At 73.4% G+C, this 25,534-nt stretch carries 24 protein-coding genes; 13 read left to right on the top strand and 11 right to left on the bottom strand.

The features are described 5' to 3' along the window. Positions 1-187: 187 nt before the first annotated feature. A complete protein-coding gene (locus tag MCBG_RS14435; RefSeq protein WP_013284343.1) occupies positions 188-580 on the top strand; it encodes a cupin domain-containing protein in 393 nt (130 codons plus the stop codon). Positions 581-628: 48 nt separating this feature from the next. Here MCBG_RS14435 and MCBG_RS14430 read toward each other — a convergent pair whose 3' ends face one another. Together MCBG_RS14430 and MCBG_RS14425 are read right to left on the bottom strand one after the other, a co-directional pair. Next, positions 629-1,810, bottom strand: a complete 1,182-nt coding sequence (locus MCBG_RS14430; protein WP_043326226.1) for a threonine synthase — start codon at positions 1,808-1,810, stop codon at positions 629-631. 8 nt (positions 1,811-1,818) lie between these two features. Continuing rightward, positions 1,819-2,853, bottom strand: a complete 1,035-nt coding sequence (locus tag MCBG_RS14425) for a DNA polymerase ligase N-terminal domain-containing protein (RefSeq protein ID WP_043326224.1) — start codon at positions 2,851-2,853, stop codon at positions 1,819-1,821. 78 nt (positions 2,854-2,931) lie between these two features. On the opposite strand from MCBG_RS14425, the gene MCBG_RS14420 reads away from it, so the two are divergent. Then, a complete protein-coding gene (locus MCBG_RS14420; RefSeq protein WP_043326222.1) occupies positions 2,932-3,714 on the top strand; it encodes an aldo/keto reductase in 783 nt (260 codons plus the stop codon). A 62-nt stretch (positions 3,715-3,776) separates the two neighbouring features. On the opposite strand, the gene MCBG_RS14415 is transcribed toward MCBG_RS14420, so the two are convergent. Beyond that, on the bottom strand, positions 3,777-4,913 hold the full coding sequence (locus MCBG_RS14415) for a glycoside hydrolase family 12 protein (protein WP_043326220.1): 1,137 nt from the start codon (positions 4,911-4,913) through the stop codon (positions 3,777-3,779). Positions 4,914-5,242: 329 nt separating this feature from the next. Between MCBG_RS14415 and MCBG_RS14410 the strand changes: the two genes are divergently transcribed. Next, positions 5,243-6,349 (top strand): FAD-dependent monooxygenase, encoded by a 1,107-nt coding sequence (locus MCBG_RS14410; RefSeq protein ID WP_043326218.1) that lies wholly within the window; start codon positions 5,243-5,245, stop codon positions 6,347-6,349. A gap of 127 nt (positions 6,350-6,476) precedes the next feature. Further along, positions 6,477-8,234, top strand: coding sequence for an aa3-type cytochrome oxidase subunit I (ctaD, locus tag MCBG_RS14405; protein ID WP_043326216.1), 1,758 nt, complete (start codon positions 6,477-6,479; stop codon positions 8,232-8,234). A 216-nt stretch (positions 8,235-8,450) separates the two neighbouring features. Here the strand turns inward: ctaD and MCBG_RS14400 are convergent, their stop codons facing one another. From MCBG_RS14400 to MCBG_RS14385, 4 genes are read right to left on the bottom strand one after another with little or no spacing between them, the layout of a single operon-like run. Continuing rightward, on the bottom strand, positions 8,451-9,680 hold the full coding sequence (locus MCBG_RS14400) for an MFS transporter (RefSeq protein WP_043326214.1): 1,230 nt from the start codon (positions 9,678-9,680) through the stop codon (positions 8,451-8,453). 39 nt (positions 9,681-9,719) lie between these two features. Next, positions 9,720-10,301, bottom strand: coding sequence for an isochorismatase family protein (locus tag MCBG_RS14395; RefSeq protein WP_043326212.1), 582 nt, complete (start codon positions 10,299-10,301; stop codon positions 9,720-9,722). 11 nt (positions 10,302-10,312) lie between these two features. Continuing rightward, complete coding sequence (locus MCBG_RS14390) at positions 10,313-11,599, bottom strand: nicotinate phosphoribosyltransferase (protein WP_043326210.1); 1,287 nt, start codon at positions 11,597-11,599, stop codon at positions 10,313-10,315. 16 nt (positions 11,600-11,615) lie between these two features. Beyond that, complete coding sequence (locus tag MCBG_RS14385; protein WP_043326208.1) at positions 11,616-14,288, bottom strand: LuxR C-terminal-related transcriptional regulator; 2,673 nt, start codon at positions 14,286-14,288, stop codon at positions 11,616-11,618. A 192-nt stretch (positions 14,289-14,480) separates the two neighbouring features. Between MCBG_RS14385 and MCBG_RS14380 the strand changes: the two genes are divergently transcribed. From MCBG_RS14380 to rdgB, 9 genes are all read left to right on the top strand, one after another. Next, positions 14,481-16,007, top strand: a complete 1,527-nt coding sequence (locus MCBG_RS14380; RefSeq protein WP_043326206.1) for a P-loop NTPase family protein — start codon at positions 14,481-14,483, stop codon at positions 16,005-16,007. A 115-nt stretch (positions 16,008-16,122) separates the two neighbouring features. Then, positions 16,123-16,413 carry an ATP-dependent Clp protease adapter ClpS gene (gene clpS / locus MCBG_RS14375; protein ID WP_030501849.1) on the top strand — a complete coding sequence of 97 codons (291 nt, stop codon included), beginning with the start codon at positions 16,123-16,125 and terminating at the stop codon, positions 16,411-16,413. Next, the gene (locus MCBG_RS14370; RefSeq protein ID WP_030501848.1) at positions 16,410-16,913 is read left to right on the top strand and encodes a DUF2017 domain-containing protein; all 504 of its coding nucleotides are present in this window, start codon (positions 16,410-16,412) and stop codon (positions 16,911-16,913) included. Before clpS ends, MCBG_RS14370 begins: the two co-directional genes overlap by 4 nt. Before the next feature lie 54 nt (positions 16,914-16,967). After that, positions 16,968-17,456 (top strand): M67 family metallopeptidase, encoded by a 489-nt coding sequence (locus MCBG_RS14365; RefSeq protein ID WP_030501847.1) that lies wholly within the window; start codon positions 16,968-16,970, stop codon positions 17,454-17,456. A gap of 67 nt (positions 17,457-17,523) precedes the next feature. Next, on the top strand, positions 17,524-17,862 hold the full coding sequence (locus MCBG_RS14360; RefSeq protein ID WP_030501846.1) for a MoaD family protein: 339 nt from the start codon (positions 17,524-17,526) through the stop codon (positions 17,860-17,862). An 11-nt stretch (positions 17,863-17,873) separates the two neighbouring features. Beyond that, complete coding sequence (locus MCBG_RS14355) at positions 17,874-18,839, top strand: PLP-dependent cysteine synthase family protein (protein WP_043326204.1); 966 nt, start codon at positions 17,874-17,876, stop codon at positions 18,837-18,839. A gap of 224 nt (positions 18,840-19,063) precedes the next feature. Next, positions 19,064-19,810, top strand: a complete 747-nt coding sequence (locus tag MCBG_RS14350) for an MBL fold metallo-hydrolase (RefSeq protein WP_043326202.1) — start codon at positions 19,064-19,066, stop codon at positions 19,808-19,810. Positions 19,811-19,883: 73 nt separating this feature from the next. Then, positions 19,884-20,612, top strand: coding sequence for a ribonuclease PH (gene rph, locus MCBG_RS14345; protein ID WP_043326200.1), 729 nt, complete (start codon positions 19,884-19,886; stop codon positions 20,610-20,612). Further along, a complete protein-coding gene (gene rdgB, locus MCBG_RS14340) occupies positions 20,609-21,226 on the top strand; it encodes an RdgB/HAM1 family non-canonical purine NTP pyrophosphatase (protein ID WP_043326198.1) in 618 nt (205 codons plus the stop codon). The genes rph and rdgB overlap by 4 nt, the downstream gene beginning before the upstream one ends. Positions 21,227-21,228: 2 nt before the next feature. Here the strand turns inward: rdgB and hutH are convergent, their stop codons facing one another. The 4 genes from hutH to MCBG_RS14320 form a co-directional block, all read right to left on the bottom strand. Beyond that, on the bottom strand, positions 21,229-22,767 hold the full coding sequence (gene hutH / locus MCBG_RS14335) for a histidine ammonia-lyase (RefSeq protein WP_043326196.1): 1,539 nt from the start codon (positions 22,765-22,767) through the stop codon (positions 21,229-21,231). Next, positions 22,764-23,933, bottom strand: coding sequence for an imidazolonepropionase (hutI, locus tag MCBG_RS14330; RefSeq protein ID WP_043326195.1), 1,170 nt, complete (start codon positions 23,931-23,933; stop codon positions 22,764-22,766). Before hutI ends, hutH begins: the two co-directional genes overlap by 4 nt. Continuing rightward, positions 23,930-25,294: a formimidoylglutamate deiminase gene (locus tag MCBG_RS14325; RefSeq protein ID WP_043330593.1), complete on the bottom strand. Its 1,365-nt coding sequence runs from the start codon at positions 25,292-25,294 to the stop codon at positions 23,930-23,932. Before MCBG_RS14325 ends, hutI begins: the two co-directional genes overlap by 4 nt. Next, positions 25,291-25,534: M20/M25/M40 family metallo-hydrolase (locus tag MCBG_RS14320; RefSeq protein ID WP_043326193.1), on the bottom strand; the 244-nt coding region annotated here is incomplete at its 5' end. The genes MCBG_RS14320 and MCBG_RS14325, both read right to left, overlap by 4 nt.

Genomic DNA, 25,534 nt, shown 5'->3' with positions numbered 1-25,534 from the left:
CCGTCTCCCACCGCCGCAGCCGTACAGGCGGTACGCCAGCGGGGACTTGGCTCGACCGGCCCGTCCCGCACCGGTCTTGTCGGCAGCACATGCCCCTTCTCCGGGGATCCAAACCGGATCGGCGTGGGGAATTCCACCATCTGCGACTCCCGGCGTGGCGGGCGCGTGATCGGGGTATGAGCGGGCCATGGAGCATTTCACTATCGCGACAGTCGCCGAGAAGAGTCCCGACTTCCGCCGCGTGCTCTGGACCGGGGAGCACACCCAGCTGGTCATCATGACCATTCCGCCGGGCGGCGAGATCGGCGAGGAGGTCCACGAGGGCATCGACCAGATCCTCACGTTCGTCAGCGGCACCGGCGAGGCCCGGGTGGCCGGCGAGAAGAAGGAGGTCGTCTCCGGCGACCTCGTGGTCGTCCCGGCCGGCACGAAGCACAACTTCGTCAACACCGGGCCGAACCCGCTGGTGCTCTACACCGTCTACGGCCCGCCGGAGCACGCCGACGGCGCGGTGCACAAGACGAAGGAGGAGGCGGACGCCGCCGAGGAGGCCGGCGAGGACGAGCCGCCGACGTCCTGACGCCCGGTGCGCACGTGTTAAGCGGGGGCCCCTGCTATACCGGAGACGTTAAGAAGGGGCCCCTCCTTGCACCAGGCCGGGGTATTTCAGGCCGGCGCCGGTGTTCAGCACCACCACGCGCTCGCCGGGACGGATCCAGCCACCGGCCCGCAGGTGCCGGGCGGCGGTCAGGCAGGCCGCGCCCTCCGGGCAGAGCAGCAGCCCCTCGCGGGTGGCGAAGTCGCGCAGGTCGGTGAGGATCTCCGCGTCGTCCACGGCGATCGCGGTGCCGGCGCTCTCCCGCAGCGCGGACAGGATCAGCTCGTCGCCGAGCGGGGCGGGCACGGTGATGCCGAACGCGACGGTGCGCGCGTCCTCCCACGGGGTGACGCGGTCCTCGCCGGCCGCGAACGCCCGCACGATCGGCGCGCATCCGGTGGACTGCACCGCTACCAGCCGGGGCAGCCGGTCCTCGACCCAGCCCAGCTCGCGCAGCTCGTGCAGCGCCTTGTGGATGCCGATCAGCCCGACGCCCCCGCCGGTCGGGTAGACGATCACGTCGGGCACCTGCCAGCCGAGCTGCTCGACGATCTCGTACCCCATGGTCTTCTTGCCTTCGAGGCGGTACGGCTCGCGCAGCGTGCCCGCGTCGAAGATCCGCCCGTCCGACCCGGCGATCAGCTCGGCGATGTCCCGGCCGGCGTCGTTGATCAGGCCGTCGATCAGCCGCAGATCCGCGCCGGCGGCGAGGCACTCCTCCCGGCAGATGGTCGGCGCGGCCAGCGGCATGGCGATCGTCGCGCCCATCCCGGCCCGCGCCGCGTACGTGGCCCAGGCCGCCCCGGCGTTGCCGTTCGTCGGCATCGCGATGTGCTCCACGCCCAGTTCCCGGGCTCGGCTCACACCCACCGACGCGCCCCGCGCCTTGAACGACCCGGTCGGGGTCAGCCCCTCGTCCTTGACGAGCAGATCCGCGATGCCGATCTCGTGGCCGTACGCGGGCGCACGCCACATCGGCGTCCAGCCCTCGCCGAGCGTGGTGACGCACCGGGGATCGGCCACCGGCAGCAGCTCCCGGTAGCGCCACAGGTCGGCCGGGCGCAGCCCGAACTGCTCCGGGGCCACGGTGGCGGCCACCTCGGCGAGGTCGTAGCGGGCCAGCAGCGGCGAGCCGCAGCCGCACAGGTTCTGCAACACGTCGGCCGGATGGTCACGACCGCAGCGCGGGCACTCCAGGTGCGTCAGGTGCACGGTGGTCCTCAGCTCGCGTCGATGCTCAGCCAGTGCCGGCTGCGCCGGCCCGGCTCGTACGGGGAGTCGAGGCGTTTCGCCACCACTCCCGGGAGCCCCTGCTCACGGGCGGCCCGCAGGGCGTCCGCACCGACTCCCGGGAACCACGGCGGAGTCTGCCAGTGCGGACCGGCGAGCGCCAGACCGTCGAGCAGGTCACGGCGTTGCGCGTACGGCACGTCGAGGCTCGGCACGCCCTCCAGCCAGAGCAGGTCGACGGCGAGGAACTGCCCGTCGCGCCGGGTCGGCGGCCGGACCCGCCCGGCCGGGTCGATCCGGACCAGCACGCCGTCCAGCACCGCCTCGGCCGGGGCCAGCGCCTCGGCCATCGCCCGCAGCCAGGGGTACGACCCGGTGACCTCGTTGTCGTCGCCGTCGAGCAGCCGCAGCCGGCCGCCCGAGACGTACGCCATCGCGCGTACGCCCGCCCAGCGCAGCTCGTACCCCCAGGCGTCGGCGTCGCGCGGCAGCCGCCCACCCTCGGCGGGCCGCATCGGGCGGACCAGTTCGGGCATCGGCGTCCAGCCCTCCGGCGCCGGGTCGGTGCGCCTGATCATCCAGTCCCGGCCCCGCCCGCCGGTGGCGAACAGCACGTACCGCCCCTTCGTGCGCTCGCCGTCGAGCACCACGATCACCTCGTCGTCGCGCCACTTCTCGGCCCGGTAGGTGCCGGTGTCGTGCACTGTCATCCGGCCGCCGCCGTACTCCCCGGCGGGAATCTCCCCGTGGAACGTCAGGTACTCCATCGGGTGGTCCTCGGTGTGCACGGCGAGGTGGTTGCGGCCCGGGTCGCGGGGCAGGCCGCGCGGCACCGCCCAGGAGGCGAGTACGCCGTCGTGCTCCAGCCGCAGGTCCCAGTGCAGGCTCCGGGCGTGGTGCTGCTGGATGACGAAACGGGGCGCGCGCCGCGCGGACCGCTTCCGGCCGGGCACCCGCTCGGGCACCGGTTCCGGGGTACGCGCGGCGTCCCGTTTGCGCCGGTACTCGTCCAGCCGGTCCGCCATCCCCGCATCCTCCCCCAGACGCGCCGTGCGCGCCGGGATGCCGGTGTGTGTGCGGCGAACCGGGGTAGAACGGGGGACATGGACAGCGACCAGCCCACCCTTCCGCTCGCCGGTGACGTCCGGATCCCGCTGCTCGGCTTCGGGACGTGGCAGGCCACCGGCGAGGCCGGTTTCCAGGCCGTGCTCGCCGCGCTGGACGCCGGCTACCGGCACATCGACACGGCCACCATGTACGGCAACGAGAAGGAGGTCGGGCGGGCGGTCAAGGAGAGCGGGCTGCGCCGCGAGGACGTCTTCATCACCACCAAGCTGCCGCCGGACCGGGTGGGCCGGGAGCGGGAGACCATCGAGGCGAGCCTGGCCGCCCTGGACACCGACTACGTGGACCTGTGGCTGGTGCACTGGCCGCCGTCCGCGCCCGGCGACAGCATCCCGGTGTGGCGGGAGATGCTCGCCGCGCGGGACGAGAACATGGCGCGCACGGTCGGGGTGAGCAACTACTCGATCGGGCAGATCGACGAGCTGATCCAGGCCACCGAGGAGACGCCGGCGGTCAACCAGATCCGCTGGAGCCCGTCGCTGTACGAGCGGCACACGCACGCCGCCCACCGGGACCGGGGCGTGGCGCTGGAGGGGTACAGCCCGTTCAAGACCAGCGACCTGTCCGACCCGGTGCTGGTCCGCATCGCCCAGGCGCACGACGTGTCGCCGGCCCAGGTGGTGCTGCGCTGGCACATCGACCACGAGATCGTGGTCATCCCGAAGTCGGTCACGCCGGAGCGGATCCGGGCCAACGTCGACGTGTTCGGGTTCTCGCTCACCGCCGAGGAGATGCGCGACATCGACGCGCTCGCCGGCTGAGGCGTACCCGGGGGGAGGGGGCGCGGTCCGCGACGGACCGCGCCCCCTCCCGTGTGCGGTGGTCAGCCCCGGGCGCAGGTGGAGCCGTTGAGCGTGAAGCTGCTCGGTGCCGAGTAGCTGCCGTTGAGCGTCGCCTGGTAGCCGAAGGTGGTCGACGCGCCGGGCGACAGGGTGCCGTTGTAGCCGGCGTCGCGGGCGGTCACCGCGGAGCCGCTCTGGCTGACGGTGGCGTTCCACGCGTTGGTGACGGTCTGCCCGGAGGGCAGGTTGTAGTTGAGCGTCCAGCCGTTGATCGTGCCGGAGCCGGTGTTCTTGACCGTCACCTCGGCGGTGAAGCCGTTGTTCCAGACGTTCGCCGCCTTGTAGGTGACGGTGCAGGACGCGCCGCCCGAGGGCGGGGGCGTGGTCGGCGCCGACGTGGTCGGCGGCGGGTTGGAGCCGCCGGTGTTGACGTTCTGCGAGAACGAGTTGACCGCCAGCCCGACGCCGCCCTGCCACGGCTCGAAGCCGGCCTGGATGCTGGTCAGGTACCAGTCGTTCGTGATCGCGCCCCGGTTGCGGGTGTCGTTGATGAACGCCAGCGCGTCGAAGCTGAAGCTGGGGATGGCCGACGGCGACAGGTACGAGATGACGTTGTTCGAGCCGTTGCTGCCGCGCCACACCTCCCAGGTCCGGCCCGCGATGTTGGCGGTGCCGACCGGGGAGCCGATGGGCTGGATCGAGCCCTGCCGGTTGAGCCAGATCATGATCTCCATCTGGTTCACCCCGTCCCGCTTCGGCGACGGGTCGAGCCAGATGTCGTACGAGGCGTTGAAGATCGCGCCGCTGACGTAGTTGTAGCTGATGCTGGACGGTGCGCTGCTGATGTTCTTCACCTGCACCGGCAGGTTCGTGCCGGGCGAGCAGTTGGTGTAGTGGCAGCCCACGAAGATCGACGGGTAGGCGACCGGCGCCCCGTTTGTCGGCGCGGAGCCGTCCGCCCGGGTGATCGAGAAGCCGGTCGAGGTGACGTTGATGCACTGCTGGGCGCTGGTGCCCCAGCGGTTGTTCTGCACCACGTACTTGCCGCCGATGGTGGTCGAGCCGTACTGCTCGCAGATCTGCGTGTCGGCGGAGGCGGTGCCGCCGAGCGCTACGGCGACGATGGTGCCGGCGGCCAGCAGGCCGGCTGCGGCGAGAGCCCTGAGTGGACGCTTCATGATGCTCCTTGGCTCGGCGCGGGGACGGCGCCGGTTCGGTCGGTGTTACGGACGGGAGCGCTCCCACGGTGCAGGGAATACATTTACATGTCTCAAATCATTGCGCAAATGCGCCGGGCTCGTTAACGCTCCGCGTACGGCCGGTGGTGCGACCGAGTGCCGCGGCCGACCCCTTCCCCCAGATGGAGGCGGGATTCCTGCCGGTGGGACGGGGTGTGCCGCCGACCGGCGGTCCGTGCCAGGGCGAGCGGGCACTTCCGCCGCCTGGTTGCGGCGAGTAATGTCTTGCCTCCAACGCGTGCCGTTCCCCTCCGGAGGCGTAACCCACCATGGGTGGTTCACCCCTGCGCGTCCTCGTCGTCGGCGCGGGCATCGCCGGACTCGCCGTCGCCCGGGCGCTTCGCCTGGCGGGATTCCGGCCCGACGTCACCGAGCGGCTGCCACCCGCGGAGTCGACAGACACCGGCCTCTACCTGCCGGGCAACGCGGCCCGGGCGATGCGCCGGCTCGACCTCGACGGCCCGCTGCGCCCGCTCGGCCAGGTGATCCACCGGCAGCGCTTCCTCGACGCCGCCGGTGCGCCGCTGTGCGAGGTCGACCTCGACGCGCTCTGGACCGGAGTGGGGGAATGCCGGGCACTGCCCCGGGCCGAGCTGCACCGGGTGCTGCTCACCGGCGCCGGCGGCGCGGTCCGGCACGGCGCCGAGGTCAGCACCGTCGACCCGCTGCCCGGCGGCGTGGCGGTCGGCTTCACCGACGGCACCAGCGCGGAGTACGACCTGGTCGTCGGCGCGGACGGGCCACGCTCGGCGGTACGCACGCTCGCCGCGCTCGGCGGGCCGCCCCGCCCCGCCGGTCACGTGGTCTACCGGGCCCTCGTGCGCGGCGGCCCGCGGATCGCCGACTGGACCGCCCTGCTCGGCCAGCGGGCCGGGTTCCTGGTGGTGCCGCTCGGCGCCGGGCGGCTCTACTGCTACGCCGACGAGGCCGGCACCGACCTGCCCGCCGACCCGCTCGCCCGGCTGCGCGAGCTGTTCGGCTCCTACGGCGGCCCCGTCCCGGAGGTGCTGGACGCGCTGGAGACGGTGTGCGTCGAGCGCACCGAGGAGGTCGAGCTGGGGCGGTGGTTCCACGGCCGGGTGCTGCTCGTCGGTGACGCCGCTCACGCCACCGCGCCGACGCTCTCCCAGGGCGCGGCCATGGCGCTGGAGGACGCCGTCGTGCTCGCCGAGTCGCTGCGCGCCGCCGGCAGCGTCGACGCCGCGCTGCTGGCGTACGAGAGTCGCCGCCGCCCGCGTACCCGCTGGGTGCGGGACCGGACCCGGGACCGCAACCGCACCCGCGACGTGCCGCCGGCGCTGCGCGACCCGTTGCTGCGCGGACGCGGCGGACGGATCTTCCGGGAGCACTACCGGCTCCTGACCGGCCCGCTCTAGGCGGCCGGAGATCGTAGCCGCCCACCCCACGCGGCGGGGCCACCTACCGGGGACTATCCTCCTTGCGGATGACGGCTGCGCCGATGACCAGCGCGCCGAGCGGGACAACCAGAACCGGAGGCCACTCGTGACCACCGTCGCACCCAAGCCGGTCGTGACCCGGCCCTGGCCGGTCCGGGAGCCGGTCAAGGGGTCGGCCCTCGCGCGGCTGTTGCGCACCACGGACGCGAAGCAGATCGGGATCATGTACATGGTCACCGCGTTCGTGTTCTTCATGATCGGTGGCCTGATGGCCCTGATCATGCGTGCCGAACTGGCGCGGCCGGGCCTGCAGTTCCTGTCGCCCGAGCAGTACAACCAGCTCTTCACGATGCACGGCACGATCATGCTGCTGTTCTTCGCGACGCCGATCGTGTTCGCCTTCGCGAACTACGTGGTGCCGCTGCAGATCGGCGCGCCGGACGTGTCGTTCCCGCGGCTCAACGCCTTCGCGTACTGGCTCTACCTGTTCGGCGGCACGCTCGCCACCGCGGGCTTCATCGCCCCGGGCGGCGCGGCCGACTTCGGCTGGACCGCGTACACGCCGCTGAGCACCGCCGACCACGCCCCGGGCGTCGGCGCGAACATGTGGGTCGTCGGCCTGGCCATCTCCGGTCTGGGCACGATCCTCGGCGCGGTCAACCTGATCACCACGATCCTGACCCTGCGCGCGCCCGGCATGACCATGTTCCGGATGCCGATCTTCACCTGGAACATGCTGGTCACCAGCCTGCTGGCGATCCTGGTCTTCCCGCTGCTGGCCGCCGCGCTGTTCGCGCTCGCCGCGGACCGCCTGATGGGCGCCCACGTGTACGACCCGGCGACCGGCGGGCCGATGCTGTGGCAGCACCTGTTCTGGTTCTTCGGCCACCCCGAGGTGTACATCATCGCGCTGCCGTTCTTCGGCATCATCAGCGAGATCATCCCGGTGTTCTCCCGGAAGCCGATCTTCGGCTACAAGGGCCTGGTGGCCGCCACCATCGCCATCGCCGCGCTGTCGATGAGCGTCTGGGCGCACCACATGTTCGCCACCGGCCAGGTGCTGCTGCCGTTCTTCAGCTTCCTGAGCTACCTGATCGCGGTGCCCACCGGTATGAAGTTCTTCAACTGGATCGGCACCATGTGGCGGGGCCAGATCACCTTCGAGACGCCGATGCTGTTCTCGATCGGCTTCCTGGTGACGTTCCTCTTCGGTGGTCTCACCGGTGTGCTGCTGGCCAGCCCGCCGCTCGACTTCCACCTGCACGACTCGTACTTCGTGGTGGCGCACTTCCACTACGTGCTCTTCGGCACCATCGTGTTCGCCGTCTTCGCCGGCATCTACTTCTGGTTCCCGAAGATGTTCGGCCGGATGCTGGACGAGCGCCTCGGTAAGATCCACTTCTGGCTGACCATGATCGGCTTCCACACCACGTTCCTGGTGCAGCACTGGCTGGGCAACGAGGGCATGCCGCGCCGGTACGCCGACTACCAGGCCATCGACGGCTTCACCACGCTGAACACGATCTCCACGATCGGCGCGTTCATCACCGGTATCTCGACGCTGCCGTTCATCTGGAACTGCTGGAAGTCGTACAAGACCGGCCCGGTCGTCGAGGTCGACGACCCGTGGGGCTACGGCAACTCGCTCGAGTGGGCCACCAGCTCCCCGCCGCCGCTGCGCAACTTCGACCGCATGCCGCGCATCCGCTCCGAGCGGCCGGCGTTCGACGCGAAGTTCCCCGAGCTGGCCGCCGGGCAGAGCCTGGCCGGACCGCCCGAGGGTGGTGCCAAGCCGCTGACCAGCGAGGTCAACGGTGGCGCCAGCTACCAGGAGGACACCGCAGGCAACCTCGACCAGCGCTGAGTTTCGCGCCGTCACGTCGAGCCGGGCGCCGCACTCCCCAACCGGGGGTGCGGCGCCCGCCCTTTTCCGCCCTTTCCCGTCCCCGCCCGCCTGCCCCGCGGCACCAGTTCGGGGGAGTGGTGGTGTCCGGAGCACCTGAATCCAGCCACTTCCCGTACTGGCCTTGCCCTCCGCCTCGCGGGAGACACGAACTCCTGATCCCGCCGGCCGAGGGGATTAGCGGGAGGCTAGGGCCAGGTCGGGGTCCGGGATCGGGGTGCGGCGGTGGCGCAGCTCGATCGGGAGCACCACCAGCGCCACCAGCGCCCCGATCGCGCCGGTGACCGCGAAGCCCCACGCGGGCGCGGAGGCGTCGATCACCGCGCCGGCCAGCGGCGCGCCGAGCGCGATGCCCACCGTCACGGCGGAGCCGTGCAGCCCCATCGCCACACCGCGTACGGAGGGCGGGGCCAGCCGGCTGACCGCGTCGGAGGTGGACGCGAGGGTGGGCGCGCAGAGCGCACCGGCCGGGATCAGCGCGAGACAGAGCAGCCACCAGTGCGATCCGCCCAGCCCGACCGGGATGGTGGCGAGGCTCAGCACCGCCACCAGCGCCAGCGGGGAGAACGAGCGGCGTACCGCGCCGTACGCGAAGCCACCCACCAGCGAGGCGACCGCCCAGGCGGCGAGCACGACGCCGGTCCAGCCGACCTCGCCGCCGGAGCGGAGCACGGCGACCACTGCGACGTCGGTGCCGCCGAGCACGAGGGTGGCGGCGAGGCTGACCGCCAGCACGGCGAGCAGGCGCGGGGTGAGCCACTCGCGGCGGTGTACCGGGCGCTGCGGCCCGGTCTGCTCGTCGGCGGTCCGCACCGGCGGGTTGAGCAGCCAGAAACAGATGCCGGAGCCGACGATCCCGGCGCCGACCGCCCACAGCGTCAGGCGCGGCGTGACGGCGGTGGCCAGGGCGACGGCGAGCGCCGGGCCGACCATGAACGACAACTCCATCGCCATCGAGTCCAGCGCGTACGCGGGGCGGCGCTTCTCGGCCGGCACGAGCGCGGCGATCGACTGGCGGATCATCGAGAAGATCGGCAGCGCGAGCAGCCCGGCGAGGAACGCGGCCGGCAGCAGCACCGGGTACGGCAGTGTGGGCGCGGCGGACCAGAACAGCGCCTCGGCGACGGTGGTGAGCACCAGCACCGGCCGCAGTCCCCGGCGGTCGATGAGCCGCCCGAGCAGCGGGGCGCCGACCGCCGCGCCGATGGTCGACGCGGCGCCGACCAGGCCGGCGGCGCCGTAGCCGCGGCCCAGGTCGAGCACCACGTAGAAGGTGAGCGTCACCCCGGTGGCGGTGAGCGGCACACGGGCCAGCACCGACACCAGCAGCAACGATCGGACACCGGGTAGGGCGAGCGCCTCCCGGTAAGGCTTCAGGTTCACGACGGTCCGTACCTCCGGCGCCATCCTGGGGCCGGGTTACGACACCCGCAAGCGATTACCGGGTCAAGCGGTGGCGATCACAGGCTCGCCCACCATTGTCACCCCGGCGCCGTCGAGGGCCCGCAGCGCCACGTCGAGCGTGTCCGGCGCGACGGCGGCGGTCAGGTCGAGCAGCACAGTGGTCCGGAAACCCTCCCGTGCGGCGTCCAGCGCGGTCGCGCGCACGCAGTGGTCGGTGGCGATGCCGACCACGTCGACCCGGTCCACGTCGTGCCGGCGCAGCCAGTCGGCCAGGCACTCGCCGTCGGGCGCATGGCCTTCGAAACCGGAGTACGCGGCCGCGTGCTCGCCCTTGTGGAAGATCGCCTCCACCCGGTCGGTCGCCAGCTCGGGGTGGAACTCGGAGCCGGAGGTGCCGACCACGCAGTGCCGGGGCCAGGAGTCGACGTAGTCCGGCGGGTCGCCGAAGTGCGCGCCCGGGTCGATGTGGTAGTCCTTCGTCGCGACCACGTGGTCCCACCGGTCCGGCTCGGCGGCGAGCAGCCGGGAGATCCCGGCGGCCACTCCCGCCCCGCCGCCGACCGCGAGGGAGCCGCCCTCGCAGAAGTCGTTCTGCACGTCCACGATGATCAGGGCGTTCGCCATCGGGTTCCTCCTCAGCTCGCGGGTACGACGGTGACGGGGACGGCCGGGTCGCCGGCGGAGAGCTTGAGCCCCTCCCACGGGATGGAGATCAGGCACTGGCGCAGGTGGTCCCGCGACTCCTCCAGCGTGGGCAGTGTCTCCGGCTCGCCCGACACCACGTACGAGCGCTGGAGCAGCCGGTCGTTGGGCTGCCGGTCCGGCACGCCCTGCGGGACGATGACCTCCTCGGTGGCGGTCCCGGTCGGCTTGTGCCGGCGGACCGCGACCTTCCGGCCGCCGATGGTGGCCTTGTGCTCGGAGCGTTTGACCACCGGCCGCCCCTCCACCTCGACCAGCTTGTAGACCAGTCCGGCGGTGGGCGCGCCGGAGCCGGTCACCACGGCGGTGCCGGCGCCGTACATGTCGACCGGTTCGGCGGCGAGCGCGGCGATCGCGTACTCGTCGAGGTCACCGGAGACGATGATCTTCGTCTCGGTGGCGCCGAGCGAGTCGAGCAGCTCGCGGGACTGCTGGGCGATCACCGCGAGGTCGCCGGAGTCGATCCGGACCGCCCGCAGCTCCGGCCCGGCCACCGCGATCGCGTTGCGGATGCCCTGGGCGATGTCGTACGTGTCGACCAGCAGCGTGGTGTCCTTGCCCAGCGTGGCGACCTGGGACGCGAACGCGGCCCGCTCGTCGTCGTGCAGCAGTGTGAAGGCGTGCGCGGCGGTGCCCGCGGTGGGGATGCCGTAGCGCTGCCCGGCGGCCAGGTTGGAGGTGAACCGGAACCCGGCCAGGTACGCGGCCCGCGCCGCGGCGACGGCGGCCTCCTCGTGCGCGCGGCGGGAGCCCATCTCGATCAGCGCCCGCCCCCGTGCGGCGGTGACCATCCGGGCCGCGGCGGCGGCGACCGCGCAGTCGTGGTTGAGCACCGACAGCACGAGCGTCTCCAGCACCACGCACTCGGCGAACGTGCCGGACACGGTGAGGATCGGGGAGCCGGGGAAGAACAGCTCGCCCTCGGCGTAGCCGTCGATGTCACCGGTGAAGCGGTAGTCGGCCAGCCACTGCGCGGCCCGGTCGTCCACCACACCGGTACGGCGCAGGAAGTCGATCTCGGCCGGGTCGAACCGGAAGTCGCGGATCATCTCGATCAACCGGCCGGTGCCGGCGACCACCCCGTACCGGCGCCCGGCCGGCAGCCGCCGGCTGAACACCTCGAAGACGCAGCTCCGGTCGGCCGTGCCGTCACGCAGCGCGGCGCTGACCATGGTCAGCTCGTAGTGGTCGGTCAGCAGCGCGGGGCGAAGGGTGCTCACCGCTCCAGCCTAGAGTTCAGTCCGGCTCCGTGCCGTCGTGCCCCGGCATCGACCGCAGCGCGGCCCGCAACTCGCCGCGCCCGGCGACGCCGAGCTTGCTGTAGACGCGCTGGAGGTGGTTCTCCACCGTTCGCGTGGACAGGAACAGCCGCTCCGCGATGGCCCGGCTGGTCACCCCGTCGGCGGCCAGGCGGGCGACCTCCCACTCCCGGTCGCTGAGCGTCGGGCGGAGCCGCCGCAGCGCCGGGGTGGAGATCTCGTCGCAGCGGCGCAGCAGGTCGGCGAGGCGTTCCCGGACCGGCCCGGTGGCGCCGGCGCGGGCGTTCCGCGTCCGGTGCAGCGCCATGGCGGTCGCCTCGGCGGCGTACACGGTCAGCTCGCGGTCGGCGAAACCGTCGGCGACGGCCAGCAGGGCGTCCGGGGCGCCGTCGGCGGCGGCCCGGCCGAACCGGGCGACGAGCGGCGGCAGCACGCCGTCGACCTTCTCGGAGAGCTCGGCCAGGCGTTGCGCCACGGTGCGCCGGCCGCCGTCGGTGCAGGTCGGGCCGACCGGCGCGGCGGCCTGGTCGAACCGGACCAGGTCGAGCAGGACGAGCAGCTCGTGCCCGGCCAGGCCGTCCTCGCGCAGCCGGTCGGCGAGCGCGCACAGGTGCTTGGTGGCCGCCGGCAGGTCACCCGTCGCGGCCTGGACCGCGCCCCGGGCCTGCTCCAGCCAGGGATAGAGCACGGCCATGCCGGGTGCGTGCGTCCGGTCCGCCTCGGCCATCGCGTCGGTCGCGTGCGTCACGTCCCCGCGCAGCGCGGCGGCCTGGGCGCGCTCGGCGTGCGCCAGCCCGGCGTACACGCGGCTGGTGGCGAGCACCGCGCACGCCTCCAGGCTGGTCCGCAGCGCCTCGTCGCCGCGCCCGCGCAGCCGCGCCGCGTACGCCTGGAGGATGGCCAGGTAGCCGGTGCCGAGCCGGAAGTCACCGGCCCCGGCCAGGTCGGCGAACTCGTCGGCGACTATCGCGTCGATGCCGGGCAGGTCGCCGGAGAGCGTCAGCCGGGTGCCCCGGGCCAGCTCCATGGCGAGCTGGAGGTATGGCATGTCGGCCCGCCAGCACGCCGCCTCGGCCTGGACCCGGGCGATCGCGGTGGCGCTGCGCTGATACTGCCCCTGCGCGGCCTGGAGGTGGGCCAGCGTGCAGCGGGCCAGCTCCCGGGCGGCCATCGGGGCGGCCGGGCGGTCGAGCACCTCCTGGGCCAGCCGTACCGCGACGTCGACGTCGAGCCGGTGCAGTCGCATGATGGCCTCGAACGCGCGTACGCGAGTCCGGTCGGCGGGGTCGCGCAGCTCCTCGCCGCGCGCGGCGATCTCCTCCACCGTGGACTCCCGGTTGAGTCCCCAGTAGCTGACCATGCCCCGGACCGTCAGCCACCGGCTGCGCCGGCGGTCGTCGTGGATCTCCCCGGCGACCTGGTCGAGCACGCTGATCGCCTCGTCCGGCCGGTCGCCGAACATCAGGATGGTGGCCAGCAGTTCGGCCGCGTCGGTGCCGCCGCCGGCCTCCAGCGCGGCGCGGGCCAGCCGGGTGGCCAGCGGCACGTCGTACCGGCCGAACGCCTGGACCGCCGCGTCGAGCAGCAGGGCGACGTCCTGCGCCGTGCCCGAGTCGAGCCGCCACACCGCGACCCGCAGCAGGTCGTCGCGGCGGCGCGTGCCGACCTGCTCCAGCAGCCCGGCGAGGGTGGCCTGGAGCCGGCGGGTGCGGCTGACCGGGCAGTGCCGGCGCATCACCTCGCCGTAGAGCGGGTGCGCCAGGCGGACGTTGAGCCGCCGGTCGTCGTGGATCAGGGTGATGAGCCCGCGCTCCTCGGCCGTCTCCACGTCCGCCGGGTCGACCGCCCGTTCCAGCAGTTGCAGGCCCAGCGGCTCGCCGAAGGCGACCAGCTCGACCACCGCCCGGACGCCGGGGGTGAGCTGCCCGATCCGGGTGTCGATCAGGTCGGTGAGGCTGGGCGCCAGCTCCAGCCGCCCGGTCCAGGTCCAGATCCCGTACGTGCGGCGCAGCTCGTCGTCGGCGGCCAGGACCAGCTCGCGCAGCAGCAGCGGGTTGCCGGCGCAGAGCTGGAAGAGCCGGTCGGAGGAGCCGGCGTCGACCGGTCCACCCAGGATGGCGGCGAGCAGACCGGTGGTCTCGCTGCGGCCGAGCGGGCCCAGTTCGACCAGTTCGACCAGGTCGTCGGTCCAGAGCGCGCGGATCGGCAGCGGGATCTGCTCGCCGTTGCGCAGCGTCCCGATGACTGTGGCGTTCTCGGAGCGGGCGACCAGGTGCACAAGCGCGGCCGAGGGTGGGTCGAGCAGGTGCGCGTCGTCGATGGCGAGGACGATGGGCCGGCCGGCGGCCTGTTCCTGCAGCACGTCGACGGCCCAGCGCAGGATTCCGGCGGGGGAGAGTCCCTGCGGCTGGGTGGCGGGCAGCACCTGGACGAGCCCGCCGAAGGGGAGCGCGGCGGTGGTGGCGCTGGCCGCGATGGACCAGATCGCGTACCGCTCGGGGGAGAGCTCGGAGACGCCCTCGCGCAGCAGCCGGCTCTTGCCGACCCCGGCGTCGCCGCTGAAGAGCAACCCGCGCCCTCCGGGTCGGCCGATCGTCGACAACAGACGGTTGAGTTCATCCCTACGGCCGACGAACTCCCACCTACTCATCGGAGCAGCATATCGACCGTGTTCCGTCCGCGTGCGGGCCGTTACGCAGTGAAGTTGAGTAATCTGGCCGTTACCCATGAGTATCGGAGGTGTTCGTTGTCGGATGGCCGACAGCCGTACTCTTCCGACAGCCCCTGCAACCAGGGAAAAGCCGCGACCGGCACCCCGGTCGCCTGACCGGGAGGCCACCTGATGACGCCGGGTCCACTCCCCTCGGTCGACGTGCCCGACCCGCGCCGTCAGGCCGGCCCGCCCGGGTGCGCCCCGCTGCCGACCCGGCTCGGGGCGGCCACGCCCGGACCGGACGATCCGATGGCCGTGGTCGTCGCCGGCCCGGCCGGCGCCGGCCGGCGCGAGGTGATCGCCGGCCTGCTCGGGATCGACTCCGCGACGCTCGCCGTGCCCGCGGGAAGCAACCTGCTGGTCCAGCACGCCGAGAAGGCGACCCGCGCCGCGTACGTTCCGGGCTACCGCCAGCCGCACGCCTACGGCGCCGACCCGATGGCGACCGGCCCGGCGCTGGCCCGGCCGCCACGCCGGGTCGAGCTGAGCCTGCCCGACCCGCTGCTGCGGCACTTCGCCGTGGTCGACACGCCGGACACCGGCACGCTCGGCGTGGCCGGCGGCCGGGTGCTGCGCGACGCCGTCGGCCGGGCCGGCGCGCTGCTCTTCGTGATCTCCGCCGACCAGGCGTTCAGCGCGGCCGAGCTGCACCTGCTCGCCGAGATGGCGCGCGCCCGGGTCGAGGTGTTCTTCGCCGTCACCCCCGGCACGACCGGCTGGACCGCGTCGGCCGACGGCCCGGCGGCGGAGGCCACCGGTCCGTCCGCCCGCCGGCTCGACCCGGTGTCGGTCTCCATCGAGGCGCACCGCGCGGCGCTGCTGGCCGCGGTGCCGGCGCTCACCCCGGCCCGGTGGTTCCCGGCCCGCCGGGCCGAGCTGCCGCACCTGCGGCGTGCCCTGGTCGGCTGGGCCGCCGACGAGGGACTGCGCCGCGGCAGCGCAAGCCCGCCGGTGCCGCCCGGCGCGCACGGCCGGGTGCCGGTGCTGGCCGGCGTCGAGCCCGGCGAGCTGGCCGACCGGATCGACAGGGGGTCACGAGCCTGCGCCCGCCAGATCCGTCAGCACCTCGCCCTGGAGTTGGCGAACATCCACCTGCGGGTGGTGCAGGAGATCGTCTTCGGGGTCGGCTGCGTCGGCCTGCCACAGATGCTCGACCGCGAACTGGAGGCGCTGTCGCTGCTCGCCACCGCGCAGTGCGACGAGGCCGTCCGCGGTCTCGTCGACGCCGCCGCCGCCCGGGTCTTCGGCGCGCCGCTGGCAGAGGGCGTACGCGGGCGGATCGCGCACGCGGTGCGCTGTAGCCTGGCCGACCATCCGGACGGCCGGGAGCTGGACCGGGTCCTCCTGGTCACCAGCACGGCCGGGGTCGCCGCGCTGACCGGCGAAGGCGCTCTCGACGCCCTGGCCGGGCTGCCCGGCGGGCAGCGGGACGAGATGCTCCCGCCCGTGGGCGTCGCCCTCAACGGCGGCTGCTGGCAGCACTGGCGGGCGACCGACAACAACGACCCGAACGCCGCCCGGTCCTGGGCCCAGCGCGCGCTGCGCGAGGTCGAACTCGAACTGTCCCGCGAGGTGTCCCGCCGCTTCGAGGTGATCCGTCTCTCGCTGACCGGGGTGCTCGCCGATGCTGTCGACCACGGCATCCTGCTTGCCTGACCACGGCGCGGGCACACCGCGACCCGGGCTCGCGTACGCGGCCCGGGCGGGTGACGACGGCCGCCGCGGTGTTCCGGTTCATCGGTTCCCCGGATCCGGTGGCACGATGGGGGGCATGGCGGCTCCACAGGTTGCGCCGGTCGAGACGCCGGACACCGAAGAGGTGCCGGTCTCCGACCGGCCGTGGGTGACCATCGTCTGGGACGATCCGGTCAACCTGATGACGTATGTGACCTGGGTGTTCCAGAAGCTCTTCGGATACAGCCGGGAGAAGGCGGAGCGGCTCATGCTGGACGTGCACCACAAGGGCAAGGCCGTGGTGTCCACCGGCGCCCGGGAACGGATGGAGCACGACGCGGCGCAGCTGCACGCGTACGGTCTCTGGGCGACGGTGGAGAGGTCATGAGCATGTTCCGCCGCCGGGGCGACCACTACGTGGCGACGTTCGCCGTCGACGAGGTCCGGGTGCTGCGCAAGGTCGCCGCCGAGGTGGTCGGGCTGCTGACCGACGGCTTCGACCACGGTGACCCGGTGGTCGGCCGGCTCTTCCCCGACGTCTACCCGGACGACGACGCCGGCACCGCCGAGTTCCGCCGCTACACCGAGGGCGATCTGAAGACCGGGAAGATCGACCAGGCGGGCGCGATCCTCGCCGCCCTGCCCGACGGCGACTCCGGCGGCGAGGTGCGACTCGACGCGGAGGCGGCCGAGGCGTGGCTGCGTGCGCTCAACGACGCCCGGCTGGCGATGGGCGTACGCCTGGAGATCAAGGACGGCACCGACCTGGGTGAGGAGCTCGACGACGCGGTCGCCGAGGACCCCGGTTCGTCCCGGGTGTTCCAACTGTCGGTCTACGCCTACCTCGGTTATCTGCAGGAGTCCCTGCTCAACGCGCTCATCGACTGAGTGGTGACGGTTGCCACCTCGCCGCCCGGCCCGGCCAGGGGCTAGGCTGGTGGCGTGCTGAGCATCGACCGGTCGATCATCGACGCGATCGTCGCCCACGCGCGTCGGGACCACCCGGACGAGGCGTGCGGCGTGGTCGCCGGCCCCGTCGGCAGCGACACCCCGACCCGGCACATCCCGATGGACAACGCGGCCCGCTCCATGACCTTCTACGAGTTCGACTCGATGGAGCAGTTGCGGGTGTGGCGGGAGATGGACGACCGCGACGAGGAGCCGGTGGTGATCTACCACTCGCACACCGCGACCGAGGCCTACCCGTCCCGCACGGACGTCTCCTTCGCCGGCGAGCCGGGCGCGCACTACCTGCTCGTCTCGACCCGCGAGCCCGACACCGAGGAGATCCGCTCCTTCCGGATCGTCGACGGCGTGATCACCGAGGAACCGGTGAAGATCGTGGATGCCGCCGTGGACCCGAACGCCGTCCAGTCCTACATGTTCGGGCAGAGCCCGGCGACGGTCGACTACGAGTGTTCCGACCGCTGACCTTCAGCGCCGGCACCTTCCTTTTCCCGTCACCTGGCACCATCCCGAACGAGGAGCACGAGACATCATGGCCATCGAGGTTCGCATCCCCACCATCCTGCGCAGCTACACCGGCGGCGCGAAGGTCGTCGAGGGCAGCGGCGACACGCTCGCCGACCTGATCGCCGACCTGGATTCGCGGCACGGCGGCCTGAAGGCCCGCCTGGTCACCGACGCGGGCGTGCTGCACCGGTTCGTCAACGTCTACGTCAACGACGAGGACGTCCGTTTCCTGGGCGCGCTCGACGCCAAGCTCAACGACGGCGACAGCGTGACCATCCTGCCGGCCGTGGCCGGTGGCGCGTTCGGCTTCGCGGCCGCCGCGGCGATCGCCTCGCACGCGGTCTCCACGCGCGCCGCCCGCTGAGGGGGCCCGCGATGGCGCGGTACGACAGCCTGCTCGACGCGTGCGGTGGCACCCCGCTGGTCGGGTTGCCCCGGCTCTCGCCGACGGTTCCCGCCGGGGCGCCGCCGGTGCGGCTCTGGGCCAAGCTGGAGGACCGGAACCCGACCGGCAGCATCAAGGACCGCGCGGCGCTGTACATGGTGCGCGCGGCCGAGGAGGCCGGCCGGCTCCGTCCCGGTGACACGATCCTGGAGCCGACCAGCGGCAACACCGGCATCTCGCTGGCCATGGTGGCGAAGCTGCGGGGCTACCGGCTGGTCTGCGTGATGCCGGAGAACGTCTCCACCGAGCGGGTGCAGCTGCTCCGGATGTACGGCGCGGAGATCATCTTCTCGCCGGCCGCCGGTGGTTCGAACCAGGCCGTCGCGACCGCGAAGCAGATCTCCGCCGAGCACCCGGACTGGGTGATGCTCTACCAGTACGGCAACGAGGCGAACGCCCGGGCGCACTACGAGACGACCGGACCGGAGCTGCTGCAGGACCTGCCGGGCATCACCCACTTCGTGGCCGGGCTGGGCACCACCGGCACGCTCATGGGCACCGGCCGCTTCCTGCGGGAGAAGGTCGACGGGATCCAGATCGTGGCGGCCGAGCCGCGGTACGGCGAGCTGGTCTACGGTCTGCGCAACATCGACGAGGGCTACGTGCCCGAGCTGTACGACGCGGGTGTGCTGTCCCGCCGCTTCTCCGTGGGCACCCGGGACGCCGTGCTGCGGACCCGGCAGCTCGTCGAGGTGGAGGGCATCTTCGCCGGGTTCTCCACCGGCGCCATCCTGCACGCCGCGCTCGCGGTGGCGCACGAGGCGGTCCGCGACGGCCGCCGCGCCGACGTGGCGTTCGTGGTCTGCGACGGCGGCTGGAAATACCTGTCGACCGGCGCGTACGGCGGCACGCTCGCCGACGCCGAGGAGTCGCTGGAGGGGCAGCTCTGGGCTTGACGGTCCGGCGACGGTCCGGCCGGTGGTGTCCCCGCCGGCCGGACCGCCGCGCCTGCCCGGAGCGGACGTGTATGGGTGTCACGTTGATGACAACTTCCGGCAGATGATTCTTGCCCGACCGGGGCGGCGCGTAGGCTGCGCAGCGTGGCGAGCGCGTCGGTAGAGATCATCGGCGGCGTCGCCGCCGGCGCATCGACTACTCATGGTGAGATCGAGGCCACCGGATGAGACTGACCGTCCTCGGCTGCGCGGGCAGCTTCCCGGGCCCCGAATCGCCCTGCTCGGCCTATCTCATGGAAGCCGAGGGCTTCCGGCTCCTGATCGACTTCGGCGTGGGTTCGCTCTCCACGCTCCAGCGCTACGTCGGGCTGCACGCCCCCGACGCGGTCCTCCTCACCCACCTGCACTGCGACCACATGTTCGACGCGGTGTCCTACGTGGTGGTGCGCCGGTACGCGCCGGACGGTCCGTACCCGCCCCTGCCGATGTACGCCCCCTCCGGCGCGCCCGACCGGCTCGCCGCCGCGTACGGGCAGGAGGAGGGCTCGGTGGAGGACGTCTACCAGTTCTACGGCCTCCAGCCGGGCACGTTCCCGATCGGCCCGTTCAGCGTCACCGTCGACCGGATGAACCACCCGGTCGAGACGTACGGGGTGCGGCTGGAGCACGGCGGGCGGGTGTTCTGCTACTCCGCCGACACCGCGCCCTGCGAGGCGTTGCTGCGCCTGGCCCAGGACGCCGACGTGTTCCTCTGCGAGGCGAGCTACATGGACGGCGTGGAGAACCCGCCGGATCTGCACCTGACCGGCCGGGAGGCGGGCGAGGCGGCCACCAAGGCGGGCGTGGGGCGGCTGCTGCTCACCCATCTCGTACCGGCCTGGGGCAGCGAGTCGCAGACGGTGGAGGCGGCGGCCGGGGCGTACGCCGGGCCGCTGGACGTGGTGCGGCCCGGCGCCTGCTACGACGTGTGACCCCGGCGGCGGCCGGGCCGTGTCGGCGGACACCCGCGGACGATCCGATCACCGCACCGCATAGGGTGCAGGCATGGCGCGACCTGACGGGCGGGAGCCCGACCAACTCCGACCGGTGACTCTGACCCGGGGCTGGAGCACCCACCCGGAGGGTTCGGTGCTCGTCGAGTTCGGCGCGACCCGGGTGCTCTGCACGGCGAGCGTCACCGAGGGCGTGCCGCGCTGGCGCAAGGGTTCCGGGCTGGGCTGGGTGACAGCCGAGTACGCGATGCTGCCCCGGGCCACGAACACACGCTCGGACCGGGAGAGCGTGCGCGGCAAGGTCGGCGGGCGTACCCATGAGATCTCCCGTCTGATCGGCCGCAGCCTGCGTGCCTGCGTGGACCTCAAGGCGCTCGGCGAGAACTCGATCGTGCTCGACTGCGACGTGCTCCAGGCCGACGGCGGCACCCGGACCGCGGCGATCACCGGCGCGTACGTCGCGCTGCACGACGCGGTGACCTGGCTGGCCGAGCGCAAGGCGCTGGCCGGCAAGGTGGAGAAGGTGATGCACCGTTCGGTGGCGGCGGTGAGCGTCGGGGTGATCGGCGGTGAGCCGATGCTCGACCTCTGCTACGCCGAGGACGTCACCGCCGAGGTCGACATGAACGTGGTGTGCACCGGCGCCGGCGACTTCGTCGAGGTGCAGGGCACCGGCGAGGCGGGTGTCTTCGCCCGCGATCAGCTCGACGCGCTGCTCGACCTGGGCGTGGCGGGCTGCCTGGAACTGGCCGACGCGCAGCGGAAGGCGCTCTCGTCATGAACAAGGTCCTGCTGGCCACCCGGAACCGGAAGAAGCTCGTCGAGCTGCAGCGGATCCTGGACGGCGCGCTCGGCGCGCACCGGATCGCGCTGCTCGGCCTCGACGACGTCGAGGAGTACCCGGAGCTGCCGGAGACCGGCCTCACGTTCGGCGAGAACGCGCTGATCAAGGCGCGGGAGGGCTGCCGGCGTACCGGCCTGCCGACGATCGCCGACGACTCGGGGCTGGCGGTGGACGCGCTCAACGGCATGCCGGGTGTGTTCAGCGCCCGCTGGTCCGGCCGGCACGGCGACGACCACGCCAACCTCCAGCTCGTGCTGGACCAGGTCGGCGACGTGCCGGACGAGCACCGGGGCGCGGCGTTCGTCTGCACCGTCGCGCTGGTGCTGCCGGGCGGCAAGGAGCACCTGGTCGACGGCCGCCAGTCCGGCCGGCTGCTGCGCGCGCCGCGCGGCGAGGGCGGCTTCGGCTACGACCCGATCTTCCTGGGCGACGGGCAGGAGCGCACCAACGCGGAGCTGACGCCCGAGGAGAAGGACGCGGTCAGCCACCGCGGCAAGGCGCTGCGGGAGCTGGCCAAGCTGGTCGCGAAGGTGCTCCCGCCCGCCACCTGAGATCAGCCGAGCGGTCCGATCTCCCGTTCGATCGCCGCGCGCAGCTCCGGGCCGCGTACCACGTCGCGCGCCGCCTCCATCAGCGGCGCGAGGAACACGTCCGGTCCCGGCTCGCCGATCGTGCGGCCGAGCACGTCGAGCGCCGCCTGCCCGGCCGGTGACGGCGTCAGCGGGGCGCGGAGCTGGAGCCCGCGTACGGCCGCCAGCAGCTCCACCGCGAGCAGGCTGGTCAGGTTGTCCAGCACGGTGCGCAGCTTCTTGGTGGCCGCCCAGCCCATCGAGACGTGGTCCTCCTGCATGCCGCTGGTGGGCAGCGAGTCGACCGAGGCGGGCGCGGCGAGCCGGCGGTTCTCCGCCACGATCCCGGCGGCGGTGTACTGGGCGATCATCAGCCCGGAGTTCACCCCGGCGTCGGGGGACAGGAACGCGGGCAGCTCCCGGGAGCGGGTGACGTCCAGCAGCCGGTCCACCCGGCGTTCGGCGATCGCGCCCACCTCGGCGGCGGCGATGGCCAGGTAGTCGGCGGCGAAGCCGAGCGGCGCGCCGTGGAAGTTGCCGGTCGACTCGACCCGCCCGTCCGGCAGCACCACCGGGTTGTCCACCACGGACAGCAGTTCCCGGCCCGCGACCACCTCGACGAAGTCGAGCGTGTCCCGGGCCGCGCCGGCGACCTGCGGGGCGCAGCGCATGGAGTACGCGTCCTGCACCGCGTGCGCCAGGTCGTCGCGGTGCGAGTCCATCACCGCCGAGCCCTGCAGCAGCCGGTGGATGTTCGCCGCCGAGGCGGCCTGGCCGGGATGCGGGCGGATCGCGTGCAGCTCGGGCAGGAAGGGCCGCTCCGAGCCGAGCATCGCCTCGATGGCGAGCGCCGCTGTCACGTCCGCCATGGCGAACAGGTGCCGGGCGTCGGAGACGGCCAGCAGCAGCATGCCGAGCATGCCGTCGGTGCCGTTGATCAGCGCCAGCCCCTCCTTGGCGGCCAGCGACACCGGCTTCAGCCCGACCTGGTGCAGCGCGTCGGCGGCCGGGACGCGCTCCCCGGACGGGCCGAGCACCCAGCCCTCACCGAGCAGCACCAGCGCGCAGTGCGCCAGCGGCGCCAGGTCGCCGGACGCGCCGAGCGAGCCGTGCTCCGGCACCCACGGGGTGACGTCGTGGTTGAGCAGGTCCACGAGCGCCTCGGCGACCAGCGGGCGTACCCCGGAGCGGCCGAGCGCCAGCGAGCGCACCCGCAGCAGCATCATGGCGCGTACCACCTCGCGCGGCATCGGCGCGCCCACCCCGGCGGCGTGCGAGCGGATCAGCGCGTGCTGAAGCTCGGCCCGGCGCTCCGGGGCGACGAACGTGTTGGCGAGCGCGCCGAAGCCGGTGGAGACGCCGTACACCGGCCGCCCGGCCGCCTCGATCCGGTCCACGATGGACCGGGAGGTGGCCATCGCCTCGGTGGCGGCCGGGTCGAGCACGACCTTGGCGGTGCCGCGGGCCACCGCGAGCACGTCGGCGGGGGTGACCCCGGTGGACAGGATGGTCACTGTGGTCATCGCGGCACTCCGTTGTGCAGAACCTGGCGGATCAGTGGCACCCCCGGCCGGTAGGCCAGGTGCAGGTGGGACGGGGCGTCGAGGATGATCAGGTCGGCCCGTGCCCCGGGGGTCAGCCGCCCCACGTCGGTGCGGCGCAGCGCCGCCGCCCCGCCGGCGGTAGCGGCCCACACCGCCTCCGCCGGGGTCATCCGCATCTCGCGTACGGCGAGCGCGACGCAGAACGGCATCGACGACGTGTACGACGACCCGGGGTTGCAGTCGGTCGCGAGCGCGACTGTCACGCCCGCGTCGAGCAGCCGCCGGGCGTCCGGGTACGGCGACCGGGTGGAGAACTCGGCGCCCGGCAGCAGCGTGGCGACCGTCTCCGAGCCCGCCAGCGCGTCGACGTCGGCGTCGGTCAGGTGGGTGCAGTGGTCGACGCTGGCCGCGCCCAGCTCAACGCCGAGCCGTACGCCCGGCCCCGGGCCGAGCTGGTTGGCGTGCAGCCGTACGCCCAGACCGGCGGCCTGCCCGCAGGCGAGGATCGCCCGCGCGTGGTCGGCGTCGAACGCGCCCCGCTCGCAGAACACGTCGATCCAGCGGGCGTACGGCGCGGCGGCGGCGAGCATCGGCCCGCAGACCATGCCCACGTAGTCGTCCGGGCGGTCGGCGTACTCGGCGGGGACCACGTGCGCGCCGAGGAACGTGGTGTCCTCGGTGAACTCGGCGGCGATGCGCAGCGAGCGGGCCTCGTCGGCGACGGTGAGGCCGTACCCGCTCTTGATCTCGACGGTGGTGGTGCCCTGCCGCAGCATCTCCGCGCGCAGCCGGCCCACAGTGGCGCGCAGGTCGTCGTCGGAGGCCGCGCGGGTGGCGCCCACAGTGGTGCGGATGCCGCCGCCGGTGTAGCGCTCGCCGGCCATCCGGGCGGCGAACTCGGCGGCCCGGTCCCCGGCGAAGACCAGGTGGGCGTGGCTGTCCACGAAGCCGGGCAGCACCGCCGCGCCACCGGCGTCGATCCGCCGGTCGGCGGCGGGCGCGTAGCGGGCCGACCCGATCCAGGCCACCTGGCCGCCCTCGACCAGTAGCGCGGCGTCGCGCCTGATGCCCAGCGGGTCGCCGTCGCGGCCGTCGTTCGTGACCAGCTCGCCGATGTGGTCGACGAGCAGGCTGCCGCGCGTCACGAGTCCTCCTTCGCGGTCACCGCCGCGATCGCGTCCCGCAGCTCGGTGGGCACGTCCACGGTCAGGTGCCGGCCGCCGTCCACCACCGGCCTCCCGTCCACGATCACGCTCGTCACGTCGGCGGCGGTGGCGGCGAAGAACGCGCCGGCCGGCGGCACCCCGGCGGTGCGGGCGCTGTCCAGCCGTACCGTGACCAGGTCGGCCCGCTGCCCGACGGCGAACCGGCCGGCGTCGCCCCAGCCCAGCGCGGCGTGCCCGCCGACGGTGGCGGCGCCGAGCAGCTCCGCCGGCGTGAAGTGCCCCCGCCGGCGGGTACGCAGCCGCTCGTCCATCTCCAGCGCGCGGGCCTCCTCGAACAGGTCCACCACGGCGTGACTGTCGCTGCCCAGGCTCAGCGGGCTGCCCGCGTCGGCCATCCGGCGCACCGGGCCGACCCCGTCGGCCAGGTCGCGCTCGGTGGTGGGGCAGACGCAGACCCGGGTACGGCTGTCGCCGAGCAGCGCCACGTCGGCGGCGGTCGGGTGGGTGGCGTGCACCGCTGTGGTGTGCGGGCCGAGCACGCCGTGGTCGGCCAGCAGCCGCGTCGGGGTGCAGCCGTGCACGGCCCGGCAGGCGTCGTTCTCGGCCGGCTGCTCGGACAGGTGCACGTGCAGCGGCAGCCCGTTGCGGTCGGCCCAGCCCGCTACGGTGGCGAGCTGCTCGGCCGGGACCGCGCGCACCGAGTGGATGGCCGCGCCGAGCCGGACGTGGTCGTCGGCCGGCCCGAACGCGTCCACCCGCGCCGCCCAGCGCAGCGCGTCACCGTCACCGAACCGGCGTTGCGGCCCGGTCAGCGGCGCGCCGTCCACGCCCCCGGCCAGGTACGCGGTGTCCAGCAGCGTGAGCCGGATCCCGGCGTGCGCGGCGGCCTCCACCAGCGCTGCGGACATCGCGTTCGGGTCGTCGTACGGGGTGCCGCCGGGACCGTGGTGCAGATAGTGGAACTCGCCCACGCAGGTGATCCCGGCAAGCGCCATCTCCGCGTACACGGCGCGGGCCAGCGCCAGGTAGGTGTCCGGGTCGAGCCGGGTCGCGATCGCGTACATCAGGCTGCGCCAGGACCAGAAGTCGCCGCGCCCGTCGTGGGTACGCCCGCGCAGCGCGCGGTGGAACGCGTGCGAGTGCGCGTTCGCCAGGCCGGGCACCGTCAGCCCGGGCAGCCGTACCGCGTCGCCGAGCACCTCCACCCCGGCGGTCGGCGGACCGTCCCCGGTCAGCGGGGTGACAGCGGTGAGCCGCCCGTCGGTCGCCTCGATCAGCACGTCCCGGGTGGGCTCGGCGCGGTCGGGCAGCCAGGCGTACTCGGCCAGCCAGCGGGTCAGCGGCATGCCAGCTCCTCCAGGACCCGGGCCAGGGCGGTCACCCCGGCGGCGCAGTCGGCGTCGGTGGCCGCCTCGGCGGGGGAGTGCGACACCCCGGTCGGGTTGCGCACGAACAGCATCGCGGTGGGCAGGTGCGCCGCCAGCACCCCCGCGTCGTGCCCGGCGCCGGTGGGCAGCACCGGCGCGCCGAGCAGCGTGACCAGCCGGTCGGCCAGCCCGCGGTCGAACGCGACGAGTGGG

Origin of the sequence: Micromonospora sp. M42 (assembly GCF_000568915.1) — a bacterium.
Classification (GTDB): Bacteria; Actinomycetota; Actinomycetes; order Mycobacteriales; family Micromonosporaceae; genus Micromonospora; species Micromonospora chalcea.
The sequence above is the reverse complement of the archived record's forward strand: the minus strand, read 5'-3'. Positions and strand labels throughout refer to the sequence as shown.

What these genes read in the sequence shown, in the direction of transcription:
- MCBG_RS14435 (WP_013284343.1), top strand. Translation starts at nt 188, where the DNA reads ATGGAGCATTTCACTATCGCGACAGTCGCCGAGAAGAGTCCCGACTTC.
- MCBG_RS14425 (WP_043326224.1), bottom strand. Translation starts at nt 2,853, where the DNA reads ATGGCGGACCGGCTGGACGAGTACCGGCGCAAACGGGACGCCGCGCGT.
- MCBG_RS14420 (WP_043326222.1), top strand. Translation starts at nt 2,932, where the DNA reads ATGGACAGCGACCAGCCCACCCTTCCGCTCGCCGGTGACGTCCGGATC.
- MCBG_RS14415 (WP_043326220.1), bottom strand. Translation starts at nt 4,913, where the DNA reads ATGAAGCGTCCACTCAGGGCTCTCGCCGCAGCCGGCCTGCTGGCCGCC.
- MCBG_RS14410 (WP_043326218.1), top strand. Translation starts at nt 5,243, where the DNA reads ATGGGTGGTTCACCCCTGCGCGTCCTCGTCGTCGGCGCGGGCATCGCC.
- MCBG_RS14400 (WP_043326214.1), bottom strand. Translation starts at nt 9,680, where the DNA reads ATGGCGCCGGAGGTACGGACCGTCGTGAACCTGAAGCCTTACCGGGAG.
- MCBG_RS14395 (WP_043326212.1), bottom strand. Translation starts at nt 10,301, where the DNA reads ATGGCGAACGCCCTGATCATCGTGGACGTGCAGAACGACTTCTGCGAG.
- MCBG_RS14385 (WP_043326208.1), bottom strand. Translation starts at nt 14,288, where the DNA reads ATGAGTAGGTGGGAGTTCGTCGGCCGTAGGGATGAACTCAACCGTCTG.
- MCBG_RS14380 (WP_043326206.1), top strand. Translation starts at nt 14,481, where the DNA reads ATGACGCCGGGTCCACTCCCCTCGGTCGACGTGCCCGACCCGCGCCGT.
- clpS (WP_030501849.1), top strand. Translation starts at nt 16,123, where the DNA reads ATGGCGGCTCCACAGGTTGCGCCGGTCGAGACGCCGGACACCGAAGAG.
- MCBG_RS14370 (WP_030501848.1), top strand. Translation starts at nt 16,410, where the DNA reads ATGAGCATGTTCCGCCGCCGGGGCGACCACTACGTGGCGACGTTCGCC.
- MCBG_RS14360 (WP_030501846.1), top strand. Translation starts at nt 17,524, where the DNA reads ATGGCCATCGAGGTTCGCATCCCCACCATCCTGCGCAGCTACACCGGC.
- MCBG_RS14355 (WP_043326204.1), top strand. Translation starts at nt 17,874, where the DNA reads ATGGCGCGGTACGACAGCCTGCTCGACGCGTGCGGTGGCACCCCGCTG.
- MCBG_RS14350 (WP_043326202.1), top strand. Translation starts at nt 19,064, where the DNA reads ATGAGACTGACCGTCCTCGGCTGCGCGGGCAGCTTCCCGGGCCCCGAA.
- rph (WP_043326200.1), top strand. Translation starts at nt 19,884, where the DNA reads ATGGCGCGACCTGACGGGCGGGAGCCCGACCAACTCCGACCGGTGACT.
- rdgB (WP_043326198.1), top strand. Translation starts at nt 20,609, where the DNA reads ATGAACAAGGTCCTGCTGGCCACCCGGAACCGGAAGAAGCTCGTCGAG.
- hutH (WP_043326196.1), bottom strand. Translation starts at nt 22,767, where the DNA reads ATGACCACAGTGACCATCCTGTCCACCGGGGTCACCCCCGCCGACGTG.